Source organism: Candidatus Laterigemmans baculatus (assembly GCF_010367455.1).
GTDB lineage: Bacteria > Planctomycetota > Planctomycetia > Pirellulales > Pirellulaceae > Laterigemmans > Laterigemmans baculatus.
In genome coordinates this window covers 1-18,256 of sequence record NZ_WRPR01000045.1, presented here as the reverse complement: position 1 = coordinate 18,256, position 18,256 = coordinate 1, and the positions used below count along the sequence as shown (strand labels likewise).

Here is an 18,256-nt window from a genome sequence, read left to right as displayed (position 1 = left end):
GAGGGCCAGCAGTGCCCAATGACGTCGCCCTCGCGTCGATATTAGTCAGCCCTCCCCGCTCGTTCCTCGCGACCCTCCCGGGGGGAGGGTGGTCGAACTGCTTCCCGCTCCTCAGACTTCGACCGTCTTTTCGGCGTAGCGGTCTTGGAGCGACTGGACGGTCATTTCGCCTTCGCGAAGCGCTTCCATGGCGAGGATGGCTGCGGTCGCGCCGGTGATCGTCGTGATGCAGGGAATCCCGTGCTGGACGGCGGTCGCCCGGATCTTCCCTTCGTCGGTCCGCGCTCCCTTGCCGCTCGGCGTATTCAAGATCAACTGCACGTCGTCGTTCTTGAGGTAGTCGATCAGGTTCGGGTGGCCTTCGGCGATCTTGCGAACGCGGGTCACCGGGATTCCAGCTTTCTCCAGCCGTTCGGCGGTCCCGGTGGTCGCCAGGATCGAGAACCCGAGGTCGGTCAACCGCCGGCTGATGTCGACGACCCGATCTTTCTGCCGCGAGGAAAAGCTGATGAAGATGTTGCCTTTCTCCGGCAGCACCGAGCCGGCGGCCAGCTGACTTTTGGCAAACGCCAGGGCGAACGAGTCGCTGACTCCCATGACTTCGCCGGTCGACCGCATCTCGGGGCCGAGGACGATGTCGACGCCGGCAAACTTGCGGAACGGGAAGACGCTTTCCTTGACCGAAACATGGCGCGGTCGCGGCTCTTCGGTCAGCCCGATCTGTTCGAGCGTCTTTCCATACATCACCTGCGTCGCGAGTCCGGCGACCGGCACACCGGTCGCTTTGGCAACGAACGGTACGGTGCGGCTCGCCCGCGGATTGACTTCCAAGACGTAGACGACCGGACCGCTCTCTTCCTGCTTGACGGCGAACTGGATGTTCATCAGTCCCACCACGCCCAACCGTTTGGCGAGGCTCACGGTCGCTTGGCGGATCACCGTCAGGACCTCTTCGGGCAGACTGTACGGCGGGATCGCACACGCCGAGTCACCCGAGTGCACGCCCGCTTCTTCGATGTGCTCCATGATCCCCATGATCATGCACGTATTGCGGTCGCAGAGCGCATCGACATCGACTTCGGTCGCGTCCTCGAGGAAACGGTCGATCAGCACCGGCTGGCCTTCGGCGACGACGAATGCCTCGGCGACGTAGCGGTCGAACTGGGCTTGGTCGTAGCAGATTTCCATCGCGCGGCCGCCGAGCACGAAGCTCGGGCGGACGAGCACCGGGAATCCGATCCGTTTGACCTCCGACCGCGCCTGGCTCATCGTCCGGGCCATCCCGGCCGGCGGCTGGTGCAGGCCGAGTCCCTCGATCAGTTTTTGGAATTGGCCGCGGTCCTCGGTCGCTTCGATCGTGTCGACGGTGGTGCCGATGATCGGGACCCCCGCGTCCTGCAATCCGCGGGCGAGGTTCAGCGGCGTTTGGCCGCCGAACTGGACGATCACTCCGTCGGGCTGGACCACGTCGCAGATGTTCAGAACATCTTCGATCGTCAGCGGCTCGAAGAACAGCAAATCGCTGGTGTCATAGTCGGTGCTGACCGTCTCGGGGTTGCTGTTGACCATCACGCTTTCGACGCCCAGTTCGCGGAGGGCGTAACTCGCGTGACAGCAGCAATAGTCGAACTCGATCCCCTGGCCGATTCGGTTGGGTCCGCCGCCGAGGATCATCACCCGCGGCTTGTCGCCCTTGGCCGGGACTTCGTTCTCCTGCTCGTAGCTGCTGTAGAAGTAAGGCGTGTAGGCCTCGAACTCCGCCGCACACGTATCGACGCTCTTGAAGACCGGCCGGATGCCCAGCTCTTTGCGGCGGGCGCGGACTTGCAGCTCGGTTTTGCGGTAGATCGTTCCCAGCTGGCGATCGGAGAAGCCAAAGCGTTTGGCCTTCCACATCATCTCCGCCGAAACCGCCTCCAAGTTCTCCAGCCCGCGGAGTTCCTGCTCCAGTTCGACGATCTGGGCGATCGAATCGAGGAACCAATGATCGATTCCGGTCAGCTCGTAAATCTCGTCCTGGCTCATCCCCGCCAGCATCGCGTAGCGGATAAAGAAGATCCGGCCGGCACCTGGAACCGTCAGTCGAGCAGTGATCTCGTCGCTGTCGGGAGCATCTTCGCGGCCCCACCGATCCTTGCTGTCGGAGCCGAGTCCAAAGACGCCGATCTCCAATCCTCGCAGCGCTTTTTGGAGCGACTCCTTGAACGTCCGGCCGATCGCCATCGTTTCGCCGACGCTCTTCATCTGCGTCGTCAGCGTCGCGTTGGCTTCGGGGAATTTTTCGAAGGCAAAGCGAGGGATCTTGGTGACGACGTAATCGATCGTCGGCTCGAAGCAGGCCTTGGTCTTCTGAGTGATGTCGTTGGGCAGTTCCCACAACCGATAACCGACCGCCAGCTTGGCCGCGATTTTGGCGATCGGAAATCCGGTCGCCTTGCTGGCCAGGGCGCTCGAACGAGAGACGCGGGGGTTCATCTCGATCACGATCATCCGCCCGGTCTTGGGGTGGACGGCGAACTGAATGTTGCTTCCCCCGGTCTCGACGCCGATTTCGCGGATCACCGCCAGCGAAGCATCCCGCATTCGCTGGTATTCTTTGTCGGTCAAAGTTTGGGCCGGGGCGACCGTGATCGAGTCTCCGGTGTGCACGCCCATCGGGTCGAAGTTTTCGATCGCGCAGATGATGACGACGTTGTCGTCCTGATCGCGCATGACCTCCATCTCGTACTCTTTCCAGCCGATGATCGATTCTTCGATCAGGACTTCGGTCACCGGACTCTGGTCGAGGCCATTTTTGACCAGCGAATCGAATTCATCGCGGTTGTAGGCAATCGCCGAACCGGAGCCGCCGAGCGTGAAGCTGGGGCGGACGACGCAGGGCAGGCCGACTTTCGTCAGCGCTGCTCGGGCTTCTTCGAGCGTATGGACGGTCTCGCCGACGCAGACGTCCAGCCCGATCTTCTCCATCGCCTCCTTGAACTGGTCCCGCTCCTCGGCTTTGGCGATCGCCACGGCGTTGGCACCGATCATCTCGACGCCATACTTCTCCAGCACTCCATGCTGCGACAGCTCCATCGCCAGATTCAGTGCGGTCTGGCCACCGAGCGTCGGCAGCAGGGCGTCGGGCCGCTCCCGCTCGATCACCTTCTCGATGAGCTGCCACGTGAGCGGCTCAATGTAGGTCGCATCGGCGGTGGCCGGATCGGTCATGATGGTCGCTGGATTGCTGTTGACCAACACGACTTCGTAGCCCTCCTCGCGGAGCGCTTTGCAGGCTTGGGTGCCCGAGTAATCGAATTCGCAGGCTTGGCCGATAACAATAGGGCCACTGCCGATCAGAAGAATTTTTTTTAGGTCGTCGCGTGCAGGCACGGGCGAAGGTCCCGGTTTGACTGATTGGATACCAAGGCGGACGTTAAATTCTGGAAAACAATAGCAGAATGCCGGCGGAACGGGAGATGGCCAAGCGAAGCTCGGCATCCGAACCGAATTGCTGCTAAAACCTCAGTCCCGCAGACTCGCGTGTCCCCATCGGTGGGGCTCGTCCCGGTGAGTCCGCTGTCCCATTCGTCGCATTGTATAAAACCAAGGGGTATCGATGGAGACCACTCGACAGTCCTGCCCGGAGTGCGGCGCCACGTTGGAATTGCCGACCGCGGCGATCGGCCGCAAGGCTCGCTGCCCCGCCTGCCAGTCGACTTTCGTCGTCGCTTCGCCGCAACCAGGCGAGGCCGCTCCGCCTGCCTCCACCACCCCAACCACCCCAACCACCCCAACCACCCCGCCGAGCCACAGCGTTCCCAGCAGCCCCCATTCCGAATTCCGCAGCCCATCAGGCCAGGGCAGCCAATCAGGCCAAGGCAATTATGGGGAGCTAGGAGGAACGTCCGGGGCCCCGCCCCACAAACCGGCCCGTTCGTTCGGCGGCGGCGGCGATGGGTTTTCGATGCCCGTGGATCGACCGGCCGAGTCGTTCGACAATCCCTACGCGGTCCGCTCGGGGATGGCTGCCGCGTCGGCCGCTCCGCTCGAAGCGGGGGAACTGCGGATTCAGACCCCGAACATCGACGCGATCGTTTCCGCCGCGTGGGCGATTTTCACTGAGCGTTGGCAACCGCTCGTGATCGGCGGGCTGATCGTCTTCGGCTACAACATTGCCAGCAGCATCGTGAACCAGATCATCCCCATGGTCGCCGGGGCTGGTGGTCAGGAAATCGCCTTCGGGGCCAGCATGCTGTTCAGCTTCCTCTCGTCGATCATCGGGTTTTACCTGACCGTGGGGCTGATCCGCACCGCGCTGTCGGTCGCCCGCGATCAACCGACGCCGGTCTCGGTGATGTTTCCCAACCCGGGGATTTTTGGCCGCGTCATCCTGACCCTGTTGATCCCGATCTTCGTGCTCGTCGCCCTCGCAGCGGTCGTCGCCGGGCTTGGGGCGGTCGTCTACTTTGCGACGGGCCAGAACGACGGGGCCGGAGTCGCGGCCGCAGTGGTCGGCGGCTTATTGTTCACCGTCGTCTACATCGTGATGTTCTTTCTGCTTTGGCCGTCGGTGTACTTGGCCAGCGACGGTCGAGCTTCAGGAATGGAAGCGATTCGCACCGGCTACGCGATCGGGATCAACAACAAGCTGAACACGTTTCTGTTCTTCCTGATCAACATGGTCCTCGGGATCATCGGCGTGCTGACCTGTTGCATCGGCCAGATCGCGACCACCCCGTTGACCTTCCTGGTCGCCGGAGTCGGGTACCTGCTGATGACCAGCCAACCGCTCAGCGATCCCAGGGGACTGCCGCCGACCGTCTCCCCGCCCGGTTTCGGTCCAGGAACTCTGGGCAGCACGGCGAAGCCGGGTGGCGGCGAGCCCTTCGGGACGCCGAGCTAGCCGCGTCACTCGGTGCTGAACACGTGCACCGTCGTCTCGCTCATCGTCTGATCGGGATCGAGACGCGTCGAGGGAAAATCGGGTTTGTTGGGCGCGTCCGGATAGTGCTGCGTCTCGAGGCAGAACGCCGAGTGCTGGCCGAATCCGGCACTCGAGTCGTTCCCCGCCAGATGGTTTCCGGTGTAAAGCTGCATCCCCGGCTGCGTCGTGCGGACGTCCATGATCCGTCCCGACTGGGGATCGATCACGCGAGCCGCCGCACGCAGCGTCCCCTTTTTGCCGCGAACGACGTAGCAGTGGTCGTAGCCTTTGGTCTCGGGCAGCTGGTCGATCGACTCGCCGATCGCGCGGCTCGTGCGGAAATCGAGAGGCGTGTCAGCGATCTCATTGAGCTTGCCGGTCGGGACCAGCGTGGCGTCGACATCCAGAACTTGATCGGCCTCGATCTCGATCCGGTGATCCCGCACGAGCCCATTGCCGGCACCGGCCAAATTCCAGTAAACATGGTTGGTCAAGTTGACCACGGTCGGCTTGTCGGTCGTGGCGGTGAACGTGTAGGCCAGCTCGTTCTGATTGTTCCAGCTGTATTCGGCGACCACTTCGAGCGTCCCCGGGTAACCCTCCTGTCCATCGGGGCTGACCAGCCGAAAGCGGATTCCGATCGTCTCACCGTTTTCGAACGTCTCGGCGTCCCAGAGCTGGGCATCGAAACCGACTTTGCCACCGTGGATGTGGGTTTCGCCGAGGTTGGCAGCCAAACGGTACTCGGTCCCGTCGAGCGTGAACCGTGCGCCGCCGATCCGGTTGCAGAATCGCCCCACCGTCGAACCGAAGTAGGGATGCCGCTGGAGATAACCCTCGAGACGCTCGAAGCCGAGCACCACGTTTTCGATCTTGCCGTCCCGGTCGGGAACGCGGACGGCAACCAGCGTCGCTCCCCAATCGATCATCTCCACCGAATGTCCGCTGGCGTTGGTCAACGTAAAGCGATGCACGTTGCGTCCGTCCGCCGTCTGTCCCCAAACTTCAGATTCGATCTTCAATGGTCTCTCCTCAGCCCCCAAGGTCGTGGATCCGGTTACCAACAGGCTGATCGCGATCAGCAAAAGGTGACGTGACATCGACTACTCCTCGCCTTCGACCGCCTAGAATGCACCGTGTCGGCCGTTCAGCATAGCCGACACCGAATCCCCCGACAGCGAACTCCGCTCGCCCGCTTGCGACTTGCCCACGGATGCCTGTGTTTCCTGCGACTTCGCCCGCCTCGTCGAATCTGCTCCCCCTCTCGATCGGTCCGCTGCGGATTGGCTTTCCGGTGGTGCAAGCCGCCCTGTCGGGCTACAGCGATTTGCCGATGCGCGTCCTGGCGCGGCGGCACGGCGCTTCGTACTCGGTGTGCGAAGTGATGCTCGACCAGTTCCTGCTCGCGATCGGTGAGCGGCGAAAGACCCAGCATTTTCTGGCGATCGCCGACGAGGAGCACCCCGTGGGCGGCCAGCTGATGGGGGCCGAGCCCGAGCAGTTCGCCGCCGGCGCCGAGCGACTAGCGGCGGCGGGCTTTGACGTCATCGATATCAACTTCGGCTGCCCGGTGAAAAAAGTCCTCGGCCGCTGCCGGGGCGGGTTCCACCTCTCGCAGCCCGACGTGGCTCTGGACATCATCCGGCGGACCCGCGACATCGTACCGGCTCATCTGCCGGTGACGGTCAAAATGCGGCGCGGCATCGATGACACGGACGAAGCTCGCGAGAACTTTTTTCGCATCCTTGATGGAGCCATCGAGGCGGGAGTCGCCGGCGTGACCGTCCACGGGCGGACCGTCGCACAGCGTTACATCGGGCCGAGCCGCTGGTCGTTCCTGGCCGAAGTGACCCGCCACGTCGCCGGACGCATCTCCGTGCTCGGCAGCGGCGATCTGTTTTCCGCCGCCGACTGCTTGCGGATGATCGCCGAGACGGGCGTCGACGGCGTGACCGTGGCCCGGGGTGCGATCGGCAATCCCTGGATCTTCGCGCAGGCCCAAGCCCTGGCCGCCGGAGAGCCGTTGCCCCCGCCGCCCTCGCTCCCCGAACAGGCCGCGGTGATCCGGGAACATTTTCGGCTGATCGAACAAATCTACGGCCCCGAGCGGGCTCCGCTGCTGATGCGAAAATTCGCAATCAAGTACTCGGCGAGCCATCCCCAACACGAAACCGTGCGGCTCCGCGTCGTCCGGCTCCGCTCGGCGGAAGAACTCTGGCAAGTCCTCGAGGAGTTCTATGCCACGGGCGAAGGACAGTATCCCCCCGAGGGCATCCACCGATCGCAGGAAGAGTAGTAGAGGCCTGAGGACTCACTCGAGGGCGCGGATCACTCGACAGGGATTGCCGGCGGCAAAAACTCCCGCGGGCATCTCACGCGTCACCACGCTCCCGGCTCCGATGACGGTTCGATCGCCGATCGTCACGCCCGGGCAGAGGATTGCTCCGCCCCCGACCCACACATCCGAACCGATGCTCACCGGCTTGCCAAACTCCTGATGGCGGCGCAGCTTGGCATCCATGGGGTGGGTCGCGGTATAAATCTGCACGGCCGGACCGAAAAACGTAAAGCTCCCGATATGCACCGGGCAGACGTCCAGCACGATGCAGTTGAAGTTGAAGTACACCCGCTCGCCGAGATAGATATTCGATCCGTAGTCGCAGTAGAACGGAGGCTGCATCCAGACGGAGTCCCCGCCGCGGGCGAATAATTTTTGAAGAATTTCCCGCCGAGCCGTTTGCTCCGCTTCCCGCGTTGCATTGAGGTCCTGGCACAGATTGCGAGCCTGCTCTCGACGATGCACGAGTTCGGGATCCTGCGGATCATACAACTCGCCGGCCAACATCTTTTCGGTTTCGGTGCGCATCGTGACCTGCTTTCCTTCCGACACCACGACGACCGAGCGGACGCCACCGCATGCTCGACCACCCTTCGATTGACCGCCACTTCGCTTCCAATGACTCTGTCTTGGCCGAGGTCATTCGGCAAGTAGGCCCCTGCACGCTCAGGCCGCGTCGCGACCGCTTTCGGACGCTGGTCGGCTCCATCATCTCTCAGCAAATCTCCACCTCGGCGGCGCGGACCATTCGCGCCCGGTTTGAAGCTCATCTTAAACCGGCGAAAGTCTCTCCCGAATCGGTCGCCCGACTGACGCTCGACGAACTCCGCGCGCTGGGACTCTCGCGTCAGAAAGCGAGCTACCTCCTCGACCTAGCCGCCAAGTGCAGCGACGGGACGGTTCGCTTGTCGCGGATCGGGCGCTACTCGGACGAGGAGATCATCGAGGAGCTGACTCAGGTGAAGGGGATCGGCCGCTGGTCGGCGCAGATGTTCCTGATCTTTGGGCTCCGCCGACTGAATGTGTTTCCCGCCGATGACCTGGGGGTGCGGACTGCGATTCGCCGGCTGTATGGCCTCGACGCATTGCCCTCCAGTGGCGAATCCCACGAGATCGGTCGCCGCTGGCAACCGTACGCGAGCATCGGTGCGTGGTATTGCTGGCGGTTTTTAGAACTTCCCCCACGCTAACTCCGTCAGAAATACTCGGTATGTGATTTCATATTTCCGTTTGCGCCTCGATCGGTTCGCCAACTCATTCCGCCCGTGAGATCTGTCGCGATGTCCAGAAAGCATATCATCCACGAAGTTTTTCCCTACCTGCGTGTGCGAGATGCCGACGCGGCGATCGAGTTCTATCGAGAAGCATTTGGTGCCGAGGAAATGTTTCGGTTGACCGCTCCGGACGGCCGCGTCGGACACGCGCAGCTGCGGTTTGGCGATGCGGTGCTGATGCTCTCGGACGAGTATCCCGAGTACGGCATCCAGGGTCCACAGGCGTTCGGAGGGAGCGGATCGTCGATCCATTTGCACGTGGACGACGTTGATGCCATGACCACTCAGGCCGCAGAGACCGGAGCGAGCGTGCTGATGGAACCCAAAGATCAGTTCTATGGGGAGCGTTCGTCCCGCGTCCTCGACCCCTTCGGCCACGAATGGATCTTGGGCTCGAAGACCGAGGAGGTGTCGCCCGAAGAGATGCAGCGACGCTTCAACGTGATGTACGAAGAGGAGTGAGCAGCGCCGACTCCATTGGCCACCATCGATCATGGCTCTCGCCCGCCACCTCCTCGACGTGAACCGCCTCGATATGCCCGGCTCGACTTTCGGAATCGCTGCCCTGTGCTACGCCGGGCTCGTCGCCATGAGCAGCTGCGTGAGCTTTGTCGCTTACGGATTCGACAAGCGGCGTGCGACGCGCGGTGGGCGGCGGATCCCCGAACGGACGCTGCACCTGCTGGCGCTCGCGGGGGGCTGGCCGGGAGCTCTATGGGGCCAGCGGCATTTTCGGCACAAAACGCGGAAGGTGCGTTTTCTGGTCGTATTCTGGCTGGCCGCCCTGCTCCACGTCGCAGCAGTCGCCGCACTGGCCTACGCGATTACCTGAGCCCACCGCGCAACAAAAAAGGCACTCGCAGCGAACCGCGAGTGCCTTGCGTGAGGTGGAGGATAGGGGGCTCGAACCCCTGACCTCTACAATGCCATTGTAGCGCTCTCCCAGCTGAGCTAATCCCCCTCGAGATTTCCGTTTCCCCAATGCTAACCGCATCAGGAAGGATTTCCAGGGGGCCGATGCGAAGAGTGGATCGCGTGGCCCCTGTCATCCTTGCGGGACGAGAAAATTAGCATGGACCGCCGCGAGGCGTCAATGGGCGAATGGAGTCAAAAATATCCCCGTCGCCGCTCCGCCGTTCGGTGCCGGGGGAGACCTACAGCCGCAGCAGCGGATGGCTCCGCTCGGCCAGCGGAATGGAGACGCTGCGACCCTCCTGACGGTGCGATTCGAACACCGCACAAATCATCTCCACCGTCATCGCTCCCTCCTCCAAATCGCACCGCGGCGGTCGGTCGAGGGCGATCGCTTCGATCAGATCGCGAGCCGGCCCCTGGTGCTGATTGACCAAAGCGGACAGATCGCGGCGGGGCTCAGGGACCCCCGCACCGGCCGACGAGATGGGAACCCAGGGAGTGGCACTCGAGTCCACGGCGAACGGGTTTCCGCGGCGGAGGTGAGCCAGCGGCGAGCGGTCGCAGTCCACGTCGATCACCCCTTCGCTGCCGATGAGCTGCAGTCCAAAGCCCGCGCCGCCGGTTCCATCGTTGGCGATCGAATCGAAGTACGCCACGATCCCGCGCTCGGTCTCGTAGCGGGCATGCACTTCGTCGCCCGCCAAGGGGCCGAGCCCTTCGCTACCCGGCCTAACGTCTTCTTGAGTGATCGCGCGGCCCCCGCGGCGAACCACCGCCGAGCACGATCGGGGCGTTCCGGCAAAGTAGTGGATCAAGTTCAGCACGTGCGAGCCGAGGACCCACAGGTCCTCGCTGCCACCGCGACGATCCCCTTTGCCTCGGCCCCGGATTTCCAGCAGCCGCCCGATCTCTCCTTCGGCGACCAATTGGTCGATCGCTTGCAGCGTGGGGTGGTAACGGTTGCGGTGCGCAACGGCCAGCTTCGCCCCGGACCGCTCGCAGGCAGCGCGGATCTCGTCCGCTTCGGCTGGCGTGCGGCAGAAGGGTTTTTCGATGTAGATCCCGCGAGCCCCGGCGTCGATCGCGGCGAGCGTCATCTCGAGATGTTGATCGGGATGCCGCGGACACACCGCGACGATCTCCGGCCGCGCCGTTTGGAGCATCTGGCGATAATCCGCAAACCCCGCCTCGACCCGCAACCGCTGCTTAGCCGCCTCCAAGCCGGCCGCGTCCGCATCCGCGACCGCCACAATTTTCGTCTCGGGTAACTCGAGCCAGAGCGTATCGAGCCCATGCCCGTAGTTGCCTCGGCCGGTGTGACCGATGACGCCCACGCGGCGCGGGTTCGCCGCCGCGGCGAGCGCCGTTCGGATCGCCGCCGAAGGGCTTAGACCGCCGCAGGCTGCGGGCATCGCTGCGAGCGCCGCGAGCATTGTCCGCCGATTCACCGTCGCATGTCCTGTCATCGTTCCCGCCGCTTCGAGTGAAGCCCGGTAGAGCCGCGCTGCGTCGAGCCTCGCAGTGTCGAGCCCTGCTGATTCGTTCCGCTGCGGCTCGCTGGCCGGCGATTGTACTCGCAGCGGCGAGCCGCCGCGCCAGCTGATAGAATAGCCCCGAGGCGCCCCCCCTCTTCCCGCGGTCCAGAACGCAGCCGCAGGACCGGGGATTGACTCGCGAAACAATCGAGATTGCGGCGAGCGAGGAGAGGATTCGAATGTTAAATCTGACCGGGCGAGGCGCATCGCATACCTGCAACGGAGTCACCCGGCGTGACTTCTTGCAGGTGGGAACGTTGGGGGCGATCGGTTTGGGGCTGCCCAGCTTCCTGGCGGCCCGCGCCGCCGGTGCGGTCGACCCGGCCAAGGACGATCGCTCCTGCATCATGATCTTCAATCTTGGTGCGCCCTCGCAGCTCGACACCTTTGACATGAAGCCGGAAGCCCCGGCCGAAGTTCGCGGCCCCTTCAAGCCGATCGACACGCGGGGCGATTTCCAAGTATCGGAGATCCTCCCCGGACATGCGGCGATCGGCGACAAGTTCTCGATCGTCCGCAGCTGCTACCACACCGCGGCGGCGGTCCACGACGCGGGCTGGCAGATGATGCAGACCGGGCGGCAGTTCACCGGCGGCGTCAACTACCCGCACGCCGGCGCGGTCGTCCAGTACCTCAAGGGGCGGCGCAGCGATCTTCCCCCGCACGTCGTGTTGCCCGAGACGATGGGGCGGGGGGGCGGCAATCTGCCCAACGGCCAAGCGGGCGGATTTCTCGGCATGGCTTACGATCCGTTCGCACTGATGGCCGACCCGAGCCAGCCCGACTTCAAGGTCCCCGACCTGCTCCCGCCCCAGTCGCTCGGGGACGTCCGGATCGATCGTCGGCGACGGATGCGGGCCGCCGTCGAAGCGCGGATGAGCCATCTCGAAGCGACCGAACCGGCCAGTCTGCTCGACGATAATTTCCAGGCGGCTTACCGCTTGATGAGCAGCCCGCAGGCGCGGGAAGCGTTCGATCTGAGCAAGGAACCGCAGAGCGTCCGCGAGCGGTACGGCATGAATCGCCTCGGCCAATGCTGTCTGCTCGCCCGCCGCCTGGTGGAAGCCCGAGTCCGCTTCGTGACGGTCAATACGTTCCTGACCGTGTTCAACGAAATCACCTGGGACATCCACGGCAGCAAACCTTTTACGAGCATCGAAGGGATGAAGGACATCGTTGCTCCGATGTACGACCAGGCTTACTCCGCCTTGATCTCCGACCTGGATCAACGGGGGATGCTCGAGACGACGCTCGTCGCGGGGCTGGCCGAATTCGGCCGGACCCCCAAAGTCAATCCGGCCGGTGGACGCGACCACTGGCCCCAATGTTTTTCCTGCACGTTCGCTGGCGGCGGCGTCCAGGGAGGCCGTGCGGTCGGCGCGAGCGATCCGGTCGGTGGCGTCCCAGCCGACCGGCCTGCCCCGCCCGGTGAGATCATCGCCACCATCTTCCACGCGCTGGGACTCGACTTGCACGCCGAATTGCCCGGTCCCGGAGGCCGCCCCTTCCCGTTGGTCGATTTCGGCGTCCAAGAAATCCGCGAGCTGTTCTAAACCGCCACCGAAGCCCCTCGAGAGTTTTATGCCCCGACGCATCCTGGTCGTAGCCGCAGCGCTACTTTCCACGGTCGCGGCTTCCGCGGCCGAATTCCAGTTACTGCCGAACCGGTTCACGCTGAGCGGTCCCGAAGCCCAGCAGCGAGTGATCGCGGTCCGCACGGCTCCCGCTGCGGCAGAGTCGCTGTCGAGCAGCGACGAGCCCGTCGCTGGGCCGCTCATCACCGAGGGGATGGAGCTCGAATCGTCCGATCCTTCGGTCGCGGTCGTCGCCGCGGGTGTGGTCCGCCCGGTGGGCAATGGCCAAGCGGAGATCATCGCTCGAGCCGCCGACGGCAGCGAGTCGCGGGCCCAGGTGACGGTGGAGAACGCCGACGCGCCGCATGCGTGGAGCTTCCGCCACGACGTCCAGCCGATTCTCGCCAAGCTCGGCTGCAACGCCGGAGCCTGCCATGGGGCGCTGGCCGGCAAGGGCGGATTCCGGCTTTCCCTGCACGGCTACGACCCGCTGGCCGACTACCAATCGATCACTCGCGAAGCGCTCGGGCGGCGCATCGAACCAGGAGACCCCGGCCGCAGTTTGCTGCTGGCCAAGCCGACCGGTGCGCTCCCGCACAAGGGCGGGCTACGACTCGAGCTCGATTCGCGCGATTATCAAATCCTCAGCCGCTGGATCGCCAACGGTGCCGCTCCGCCGAGCCAGGACGATCCGAGCCTCGAACGGATCAGCCTGCTGCCGAGCGAGACGATGTTGGCCGAGGGACAGGCCGCTCAGGTGCTGGTCCAAGCGCACTACAGCGACGGACGCGTGGCGGATGTAACCCACTGGGCCAAGTTCACCGCGACCGACGAGTCCATCGTGGGGGTCGATCCGAGCGGCCGCGTCGAGGTTCGCGGAAGCGGCCAAGGGGCGGTCCTCGTCTGGTTCAGTAGCAAAGTTGCGCTCGCCCGCTTCACGGTTCCCTATCCCTACCAGGTTGCCGAGGAGGTTTACCGGGACGCCCCGCAGCGAAACTTCATCGATGAACTGGTGCTCCGCCAACTCCAGACGCTGAACCTCCAACCGTCACCTCGCTGCAGCGACGAGACGTTCATTCGCCGCGCGAGCATCGACACGATCGGCCGCCTCCCCACGCTCACCGAGACTCAAGATTTCCTGGCCGATGCGCGGAGCGACAAACGCGACCGCTTGATCGAGGCGCTGCTCTCCAGCGAGGACTTTGTCGACTACTGGTCGTACAAGTGGAGCGATTTACTGCTCGTCAACGGCACCCGGCTGCGGCCGGCCGGTGTGAAGGCTTTTTACAGTTGGATCCGGGAGCAAGTCAGCGACAACGTGCCTTGGGACGAATTCGTCCGCTCGATCCTGACCGCTCGCGGAAGCAGCGTGGAGAACGGCGCGACGAACTTCTACGCGCTGCATCAAGATCCCGAGTCGATGACGGAGAACGCGTCGCAGGCCTTTTTGGGTCTCTCGATCGGATGTGCCAAATGCCACAACCACCCACTCGAGAAATGGACCAACGATCAATACTACGCAATGGCCAACATGTTCGCCCGCGTGCGTGGAAAAGGTTGGGGTGGCGATTCGCGTAACGGTGACGGGATCCGAACCTTATATGTCGCCACCAGCGGAGATTTGATCCAGCCCGCCCGCGGGAAACCTCAGCCTCCGGCGGCACTCGATCAACCTCCCTTGGAGATCGAGGACCCGGGAGATCGTCGCGAGGCGTTGGCCGACTGGATGGTCGCTGCGGACAATCCTTATTTCACGCGTGCGATCACCAATCGCATCTGGAAAAACTTCTACGGAGTCGCGCTGATCGAAGAGCCCGACGATCTGCGGCTGAGCAATCCGGCCAGCAACGAGCCTTTGCTAGCCGCGGCGTCCGAGTTTCTCGTCGACAGCGATTTTGATCTCAAGCGTTTGATCCGCGAGATTTTGCGGAGCGAAACGTACCAGCGGAGCAGTCAGCCGCTGCCACACAACGAAGCCGAGTCGCGTTACTACAGCCGCTACTATCCGCGCCGGATGATGGCCGAGGTGCTGCTCGATGCGATCGACCAAACGCTGCAGACCAGCACGCGGTTCGAGACCCTGGCCTTCCCCGGCGCCGATCGAGTCCCGACTGATTTTTATCCCACGGGAACGCGGGCTATCGAGTTGTACGACTCGGCCGTCGAATCGTATTTCCTCCAAACCTTCGGCCGCAATCCGCGGGAAATCACCTGCGAATGCGAACGGAGCGATGAGCCGAGCATGGTGCAAGTGCTTCATATGTCGAACGGCGAAACGCTCAATCCAAAGCTAGCCGCCCAGGGCAATCGGATCACCCGTTGGCTAGCCGCCGAGCAATCCGACCGAGAAATCGTCGATGCGTTATTCTTGGCGGCTTTGGCGCGGCATCCGACCGAGGACGAGCGGCAGCAACTTCTCGCGGTGATCTCGGAATATGGTCCCGACGCGCGGCGGCAAGCGATCGAGGACCTCTGCTGGGGCGTGCTCACGAGCGCCGAATTCGTCTTCAACCAATAAGTCTTTCCAGATCCCATTCGGCGGCTTCCCATGCGAGTTCCATTCGCCTTCGCGCTGACGATCCTGATGCTGGCTGTCGCACTGCACCCGACGACCACGGCGGCCGACGAAGCGGTCCCTACCGGATCCCCACCGGAAGCCGTGGACTATGGCCGCGATATCGCACCGATCTTCGAAGTCTACTGTGTCGCCTGCCACACCGCCGATGACGCCAACGGCGAATTCGTGCTCGACTCGTTCGCCGACTTGTTGGGCGGAGGCGAACACGGACCGGCGATCACCCCAGGCGAACCCGACAGCAGCCGGCTGTTCCTAATGGTCGCCGGCCGAATCGAACCGGTCATGCCGCCAGATGACATGGAAGGCCCGAACGAAGCCGAACGAGCGCTGCTGCGACTTTGGATCGAACAGGGAGCCAAAGGCCCCGAGGGAGACCCGCCGGTGCGGCGGATGCCGCGGACTCCTCAGATCGAACGCACCAGCAACCAACCGTTGCCGATCACTGCCGTGGCCCTCGCGCCTCAACAGCCGCACTTGGCCGTCGCCCGCTTCCGCAGCGTCGAGATTGTCGAAGTCGGCAGCGAAAAAACGCTCCGCACGCTTCCGGAGCAGCCAGGCAAGGTCAACGATCTGCGGTTCAGCTCCGACGGCAGGCGTCTGGTCGTCGCCTCCGGCGTGACCGGAGCATTCGGCCAAGCCAGTGTCTATGAGGTCGCCAGCGGAGAGCGAATCGCGGAACTGGTCGGCCACCGCGACATTCTCTATGCGGCTGCCCTCTCACCGGATGGCAAGACGGTAGCCACCGCCGGTTATGATGCGGAGGTTCGGCTGTGGGATTTGGCCAGCGGCGAACTGTTGCAAACGTTGAGCGGTCACAACGGAGCGATCTTCGATGTCGCTTTCTCTCCCGATGGTGCCGTGCTGGCAACGGCCAGTGCCGACGAGACGGTCAAACTCTGGAAGGTCTCCAGCGGTGAGCGGCTCGACACACTTGCCCAGCCGCAAGGGGAAGTGTGGTCGGTCGCCTTCACTCCCGATGGCGAGCGGATCGTCGCCGGCAGTGCGGATAACCAATTTCGCGTCTGGAAGTTTGTCTCCCGCGAGCGAGCGAGAACAAACCCGCTGGTCGCGACGCGGTTCGCCGACGAAGCACCGCTCGTGCGTCTGACGCTCACCGCCGATGGCCAGCGTCTGATCGTCGCCAGTGCGGCGGGTCGGCTGACGATGTTCGATACCGCTTCCTGGTCTCAAGTCTCCGATCTCCCCGACGGTTCGGATCTGATTAGCGACATCGCCGTCAACCCGGCGGGGGACCGAGCGGTGGTCGGATCGATGGACGGAACGCTGAGCTGGATCGACCTGCCGAGCGGGCCCGAAGCCATGGCCGCTCAGGGGACGCGGTTTGCTGATTCGCCCCAGCCGATCGAGGAAATCTATCTGACCGTCGAAGCCTTGGCGGAACTGCAAGAGCCGACGGGCGGCGAAAACCAACGCTCCGAACAAGCGATGCCGCTCCCGCGAGGCGCGATCGTCCAAGGAGTCTTGCAGGCGGGCGACGGGGACACGGCGGCCGTCGACTGGTTCCGCTTCGATGCGCGGCGCGGCGAAGTGTGGATGATCGAGACCCAAGCGGCTCGCGACGGTTCGCCGCTCGATTCGGTCGTGCAGGTGTTCGACGCGGCGAGTCAACCGGTGCTGCGAACGCGGTTGCAAGCCGTCCACGAGTCGTACTTTACCTTTCGCGGGAAGGACTCCACGCAGAGCAACGACTTTCGCCTGTTCGATTGGCAGGCGATGGAGCTGAACGATTACCTCTACTCGGCAGGCGAAGTGACGCGGCTGTGGATGTATCCGCGCGGTCCCGACAGCGGGTTCAACGTCTACCCGGGGACGGGCGCGCGATGGACTTTTTTCGACACCACGCCGGTAACCCACGCGCTGCAAGAGCCGGCTTACATCGTTCGCGAACTGGCTCCGGGCGAGTCTCCGGCGTCGAACGGTTTGCCCGTTTTCGAGATCCCCTACCTGAACGATGACGACGGCTCTCGGCAGATCGGCTCGGACAGCCGTCTGCGGTTCGTCGCACCGTCCGACGGGAGCTACAAAATTGCGGTTCGCGACGCGCGAGGACTCGGCGGTGCGGACTTCAAGTACCGCTTAACCCTCCGCCCCGCTTCCCCCGACTATCGTCCTCGAGTCGATAAGATCACCCAGCCTATCCCCGCCGGTGCCGGCCGTGAATTCCGCGTCGCAATTGTCCGCAGCGACGACTACCCGGGTCCGGTCGAGTTCGAAATCAGTGGATTGCCCGAGGGCTTGCACGCGACCGAGCACGTTGTCATCGAAGCGGGACAGAACGAAGCGTTTGGTGTCGTCTGGGCCGACGCCGATGTGCCAGCCAATCAGACCTTTGCTCCGCCGCGCGTCGTTGCGCGGGCCAAGATCCTCGGCCGTGTGGTCGAGCGAGCCGCGGGTGATCTGGGCGAACTGAAGACGGGCCCCCGTCCGCAGGCAACGTTGCGGATCGTTCCCGACATCGACGCCAGCAGCTCCGCCGGAGACCCGGACGATGCGTCCGCTACCGAGGCGGTGGCTGCTTCAGAGACTGCGACGCTGCGGATTCGCCCCGGCGAGACGATCTCGGCGGTGGTGCACGTCGATCGCCATGGTAACGAGGGGGAGATCCGGTTGGGCAACGAGTTTGCGGGACGGAACATGCCGCACGGCGTGTTCGTCGACAACATTGGACTCAGCGGGCTGCTGGTTCTGCCCGGCTCCGATCGACAGCAATTCTTCATCACCGCCGCACCGACCGCCGCGCTCGGCCCACGGCTGTTCCACCTCACCGCAGCGATCGAAGGGGGAATCACCTCGCCCCCGGTGTTGTTGGAAGTGGTCGAGGAGTAGTGAGAATTCATCACCCCGCGCGCCCATGTGCTAAATCAGCCGCCACGCGCTAGCGTCCGGTTTCTGCGGCGTTTCCGGGAACCGGGGGCTAGTTGGACAGCGCCACTTTCTCACGCTGAATTGCCATGAAGTCCGCAGTGCCCAGCAGTTGGCTACCAAGTCGTTTAACGGCAAGCCGAAGGCGACTGCTTTTTAAAACACAGTCGCCTTCGGCTTGCCGTTAAACGATTTTTCCGCGAGCCGTCCTGCTCCGAACCAATCCAAAGTGGCGCTGTCCAGCTAGGCTCTG

12 protein-coding genes and 1 tRNA gene are annotated in these 18,256 nt (G+C 63.7%); 8 read left to right on the top strand and 5 right to left on the bottom strand.

Annotated elements, in window-relative coordinates; translation table 11 throughout:
• Positions 1-111 precede the first annotated feature (111 nt).
• Entirely contained in the window at positions 112-3,372 is a 3,261-nt protein-coding gene (carB, locus tag GNK13_RS10305; RefSeq protein ID WP_164102439.1) for a carbamoyl-phosphate synthase large subunit, read from the bottom strand.
• A 226-nt stretch (positions 3,373-3,598) separates the two neighbouring features.
• Here carB and GNK13_RS10300 point away from each other — a divergent pair, with 226 nt between their 5' ends.
• Complete coding sequence (locus tag GNK13_RS10300) at positions 3,599-4,885, top strand: hypothetical protein (protein WP_164102438.1); 1,287 nt, start codon at positions 3,599-3,601, stop codon at positions 4,883-4,885.
• Between the two features lie 5 nt (positions 4,886-4,890).
• Here the strand turns inward: GNK13_RS10300 and GNK13_RS10295 are convergent, their stop codons facing one another.
• Positions 4,891-6,006, bottom strand: a complete 1,116-nt coding sequence (locus tag GNK13_RS10295) for an aldose epimerase family protein (RefSeq protein ID WP_164102437.1) — start codon at positions 6,004-6,006, stop codon at positions 4,891-4,893.
• A gap of 113 nt (positions 6,007-6,119) precedes the next feature.
• Here GNK13_RS10295 and GNK13_RS10290 point away from each other — a divergent pair, with 113 nt between their 5' ends.
• Complete coding sequence (locus GNK13_RS10290) at positions 6,120-7,202, top strand: tRNA dihydrouridine synthase (RefSeq protein ID WP_164102436.1); 1,083 nt, start codon at positions 6,120-6,122, stop codon at positions 7,200-7,202.
• Between the two features lie 15 nt (positions 7,203-7,217).
• On the opposite strand, the gene GNK13_RS10285 is transcribed toward GNK13_RS10290, so the two are convergent.
• On the bottom strand, positions 7,218-7,772 hold the full coding sequence (locus GNK13_RS10285) for a sugar O-acetyltransferase (protein WP_164102435.1): 555 nt from the start codon (positions 7,770-7,772) through the stop codon (positions 7,218-7,220).
• Positions 7,773-7,822: 50 nt separating this feature from the next.
• Between GNK13_RS10285 and GNK13_RS10280 the strand changes: the two genes are divergently transcribed.
• From GNK13_RS10280 to GNK13_RS10270, 3 genes are all read left to right on the top strand, one after another.
• Entirely contained in the window at positions 7,823-8,434 is a 612-nt protein-coding gene (locus GNK13_RS10280; protein ID WP_164102434.1) for a DNA-3-methyladenine glycosylase family protein, read from the top strand.
• Between the two features lie 90 nt (positions 8,435-8,524).
• Positions 8,525-8,980: a VOC family protein gene (locus tag GNK13_RS10275; protein WP_164102433.1), complete on the top strand. Its 456-nt coding sequence runs from the start codon at positions 8,525-8,527 to the stop codon at positions 8,978-8,980.
• A 31-nt stretch (positions 8,981-9,011) separates the two neighbouring features.
• A complete protein-coding gene (locus GNK13_RS10270) occupies positions 9,012-9,350 on the top strand; it encodes a DUF1294 domain-containing protein (RefSeq protein WP_164102432.1) in 339 nt (112 codons plus the stop codon).
• A 56-nt stretch (positions 9,351-9,406) separates the two neighbouring features.
• Here GNK13_RS10270 and GNK13_RS10265 read toward each other — a convergent pair.
• Positions 9,407-9,479, bottom strand: a tRNA-Ala gene (locus GNK13_RS10265).
• Positions 9,480-9,672: 193 nt separating this feature from the next.
• Positions 9,673-10,881 (bottom strand): Gfo/Idh/MocA family protein, encoded by a 1,209-nt coding sequence (locus tag GNK13_RS10260; protein ID WP_235935023.1) that lies wholly within the window; start codon positions 10,879-10,881, stop codon positions 9,673-9,675.
• 266 nt (positions 10,882-11,147) lie between these two features.
• Between GNK13_RS10260 and GNK13_RS10255 the strand changes: the two genes are divergently transcribed.
• Genes GNK13_RS10255 through GNK13_RS10245 form a run of 3 tightly spaced genes read left to right on the top strand, consistent with a single transcriptional unit; the run spans position 11,148 to position 17,967 of the window.
• Positions 11,148-12,521 carry a DUF1501 domain-containing protein gene (locus GNK13_RS10255; protein ID WP_164102431.1) on the top strand — a complete coding sequence of 458 codons (1,374 nt, stop codon included), beginning with the start codon at positions 11,148-11,150 and terminating at the stop codon, positions 12,519-12,521.
• A gap of 28 nt (positions 12,522-12,549) precedes the next feature.
• Positions 12,550-15,060 carry a DUF1549 domain-containing protein gene (locus tag GNK13_RS10250; RefSeq protein ID WP_164102430.1) on the top strand — a complete coding sequence of 837 codons (2,511 nt, stop codon included), beginning with the start codon at positions 12,550-12,552 and terminating at the stop codon, positions 15,058-15,060.
• Positions 15,061-15,090: 30 nt separating this feature from the next.
• Entirely contained in the window at positions 15,091-17,967 is a 2,877-nt protein-coding gene (locus tag GNK13_RS10245) for a c-type cytochrome domain-containing protein (protein WP_164102429.1), read from the top strand.
• Positions 17,968-18,256 lie beyond the last annotated feature (289 nt).

What these genes read in the sequence shown, in the direction of transcription:
- GNK13_RS10245 (WP_164102429.1), top strand. Translation starts at nt 15,091, where the DNA reads ATGCGAGTTCCATTCGCCTTCGCGCTGACGATCCTGATGCTGGCTGTC.
- GNK13_RS10255 (WP_164102431.1), top strand. Translation starts at nt 11,148, where the DNA reads ATGTTAAATCTGACCGGGCGAGGCGCATCGCATACCTGCAACGGAGTC.
- GNK13_RS10250 (WP_164102430.1), top strand. Translation starts at nt 12,550, where the DNA reads ATGCCCCGACGCATCCTGGTCGTAGCCGCAGCGCTACTTTCCACGGTC.
- GNK13_RS10300 (WP_164102438.1), top strand. Translation starts at nt 3,599, where the DNA reads ATGGAGACCACTCGACAGTCCTGCCCGGAGTGCGGCGCCACGTTGGAA.
- GNK13_RS10295 (WP_164102437.1), bottom strand. Translation starts at nt 6,006, where the DNA reads ATGTCACGTCACCTTTTGCTGATCGCGATCAGCCTGTTGGTAACCGGA.
- GNK13_RS10275 (WP_164102433.1), top strand. Translation starts at nt 8,525, where the DNA reads ATGTCCAGAAAGCATATCATCCACGAAGTTTTTCCCTACCTGCGTGTG.
- GNK13_RS10270 (WP_164102432.1), top strand. Translation starts at nt 9,012, where the DNA reads ATGGCTCTCGCCCGCCACCTCCTCGACGTGAACCGCCTCGATATGCCC.
- GNK13_RS10290 (WP_164102436.1), top strand. Translation starts at nt 6,120, where the DNA reads ATGCCTGTGTTTCCTGCGACTTCGCCCGCCTCGTCGAATCTGCTCCCC.
- GNK13_RS10280 (WP_164102434.1), top strand. Translation starts at nt 7,823, where the DNA reads ATGCTCGACCACCCTTCGATTGACCGCCACTTCGCTTCCAATGACTCT.
- GNK13_RS10285 (WP_164102435.1), bottom strand. Translation starts at nt 7,772, where the DNA reads ATGCGCACCGAAACCGAAAAGATGTTGGCCGGCGAGTTGTATGATCCG.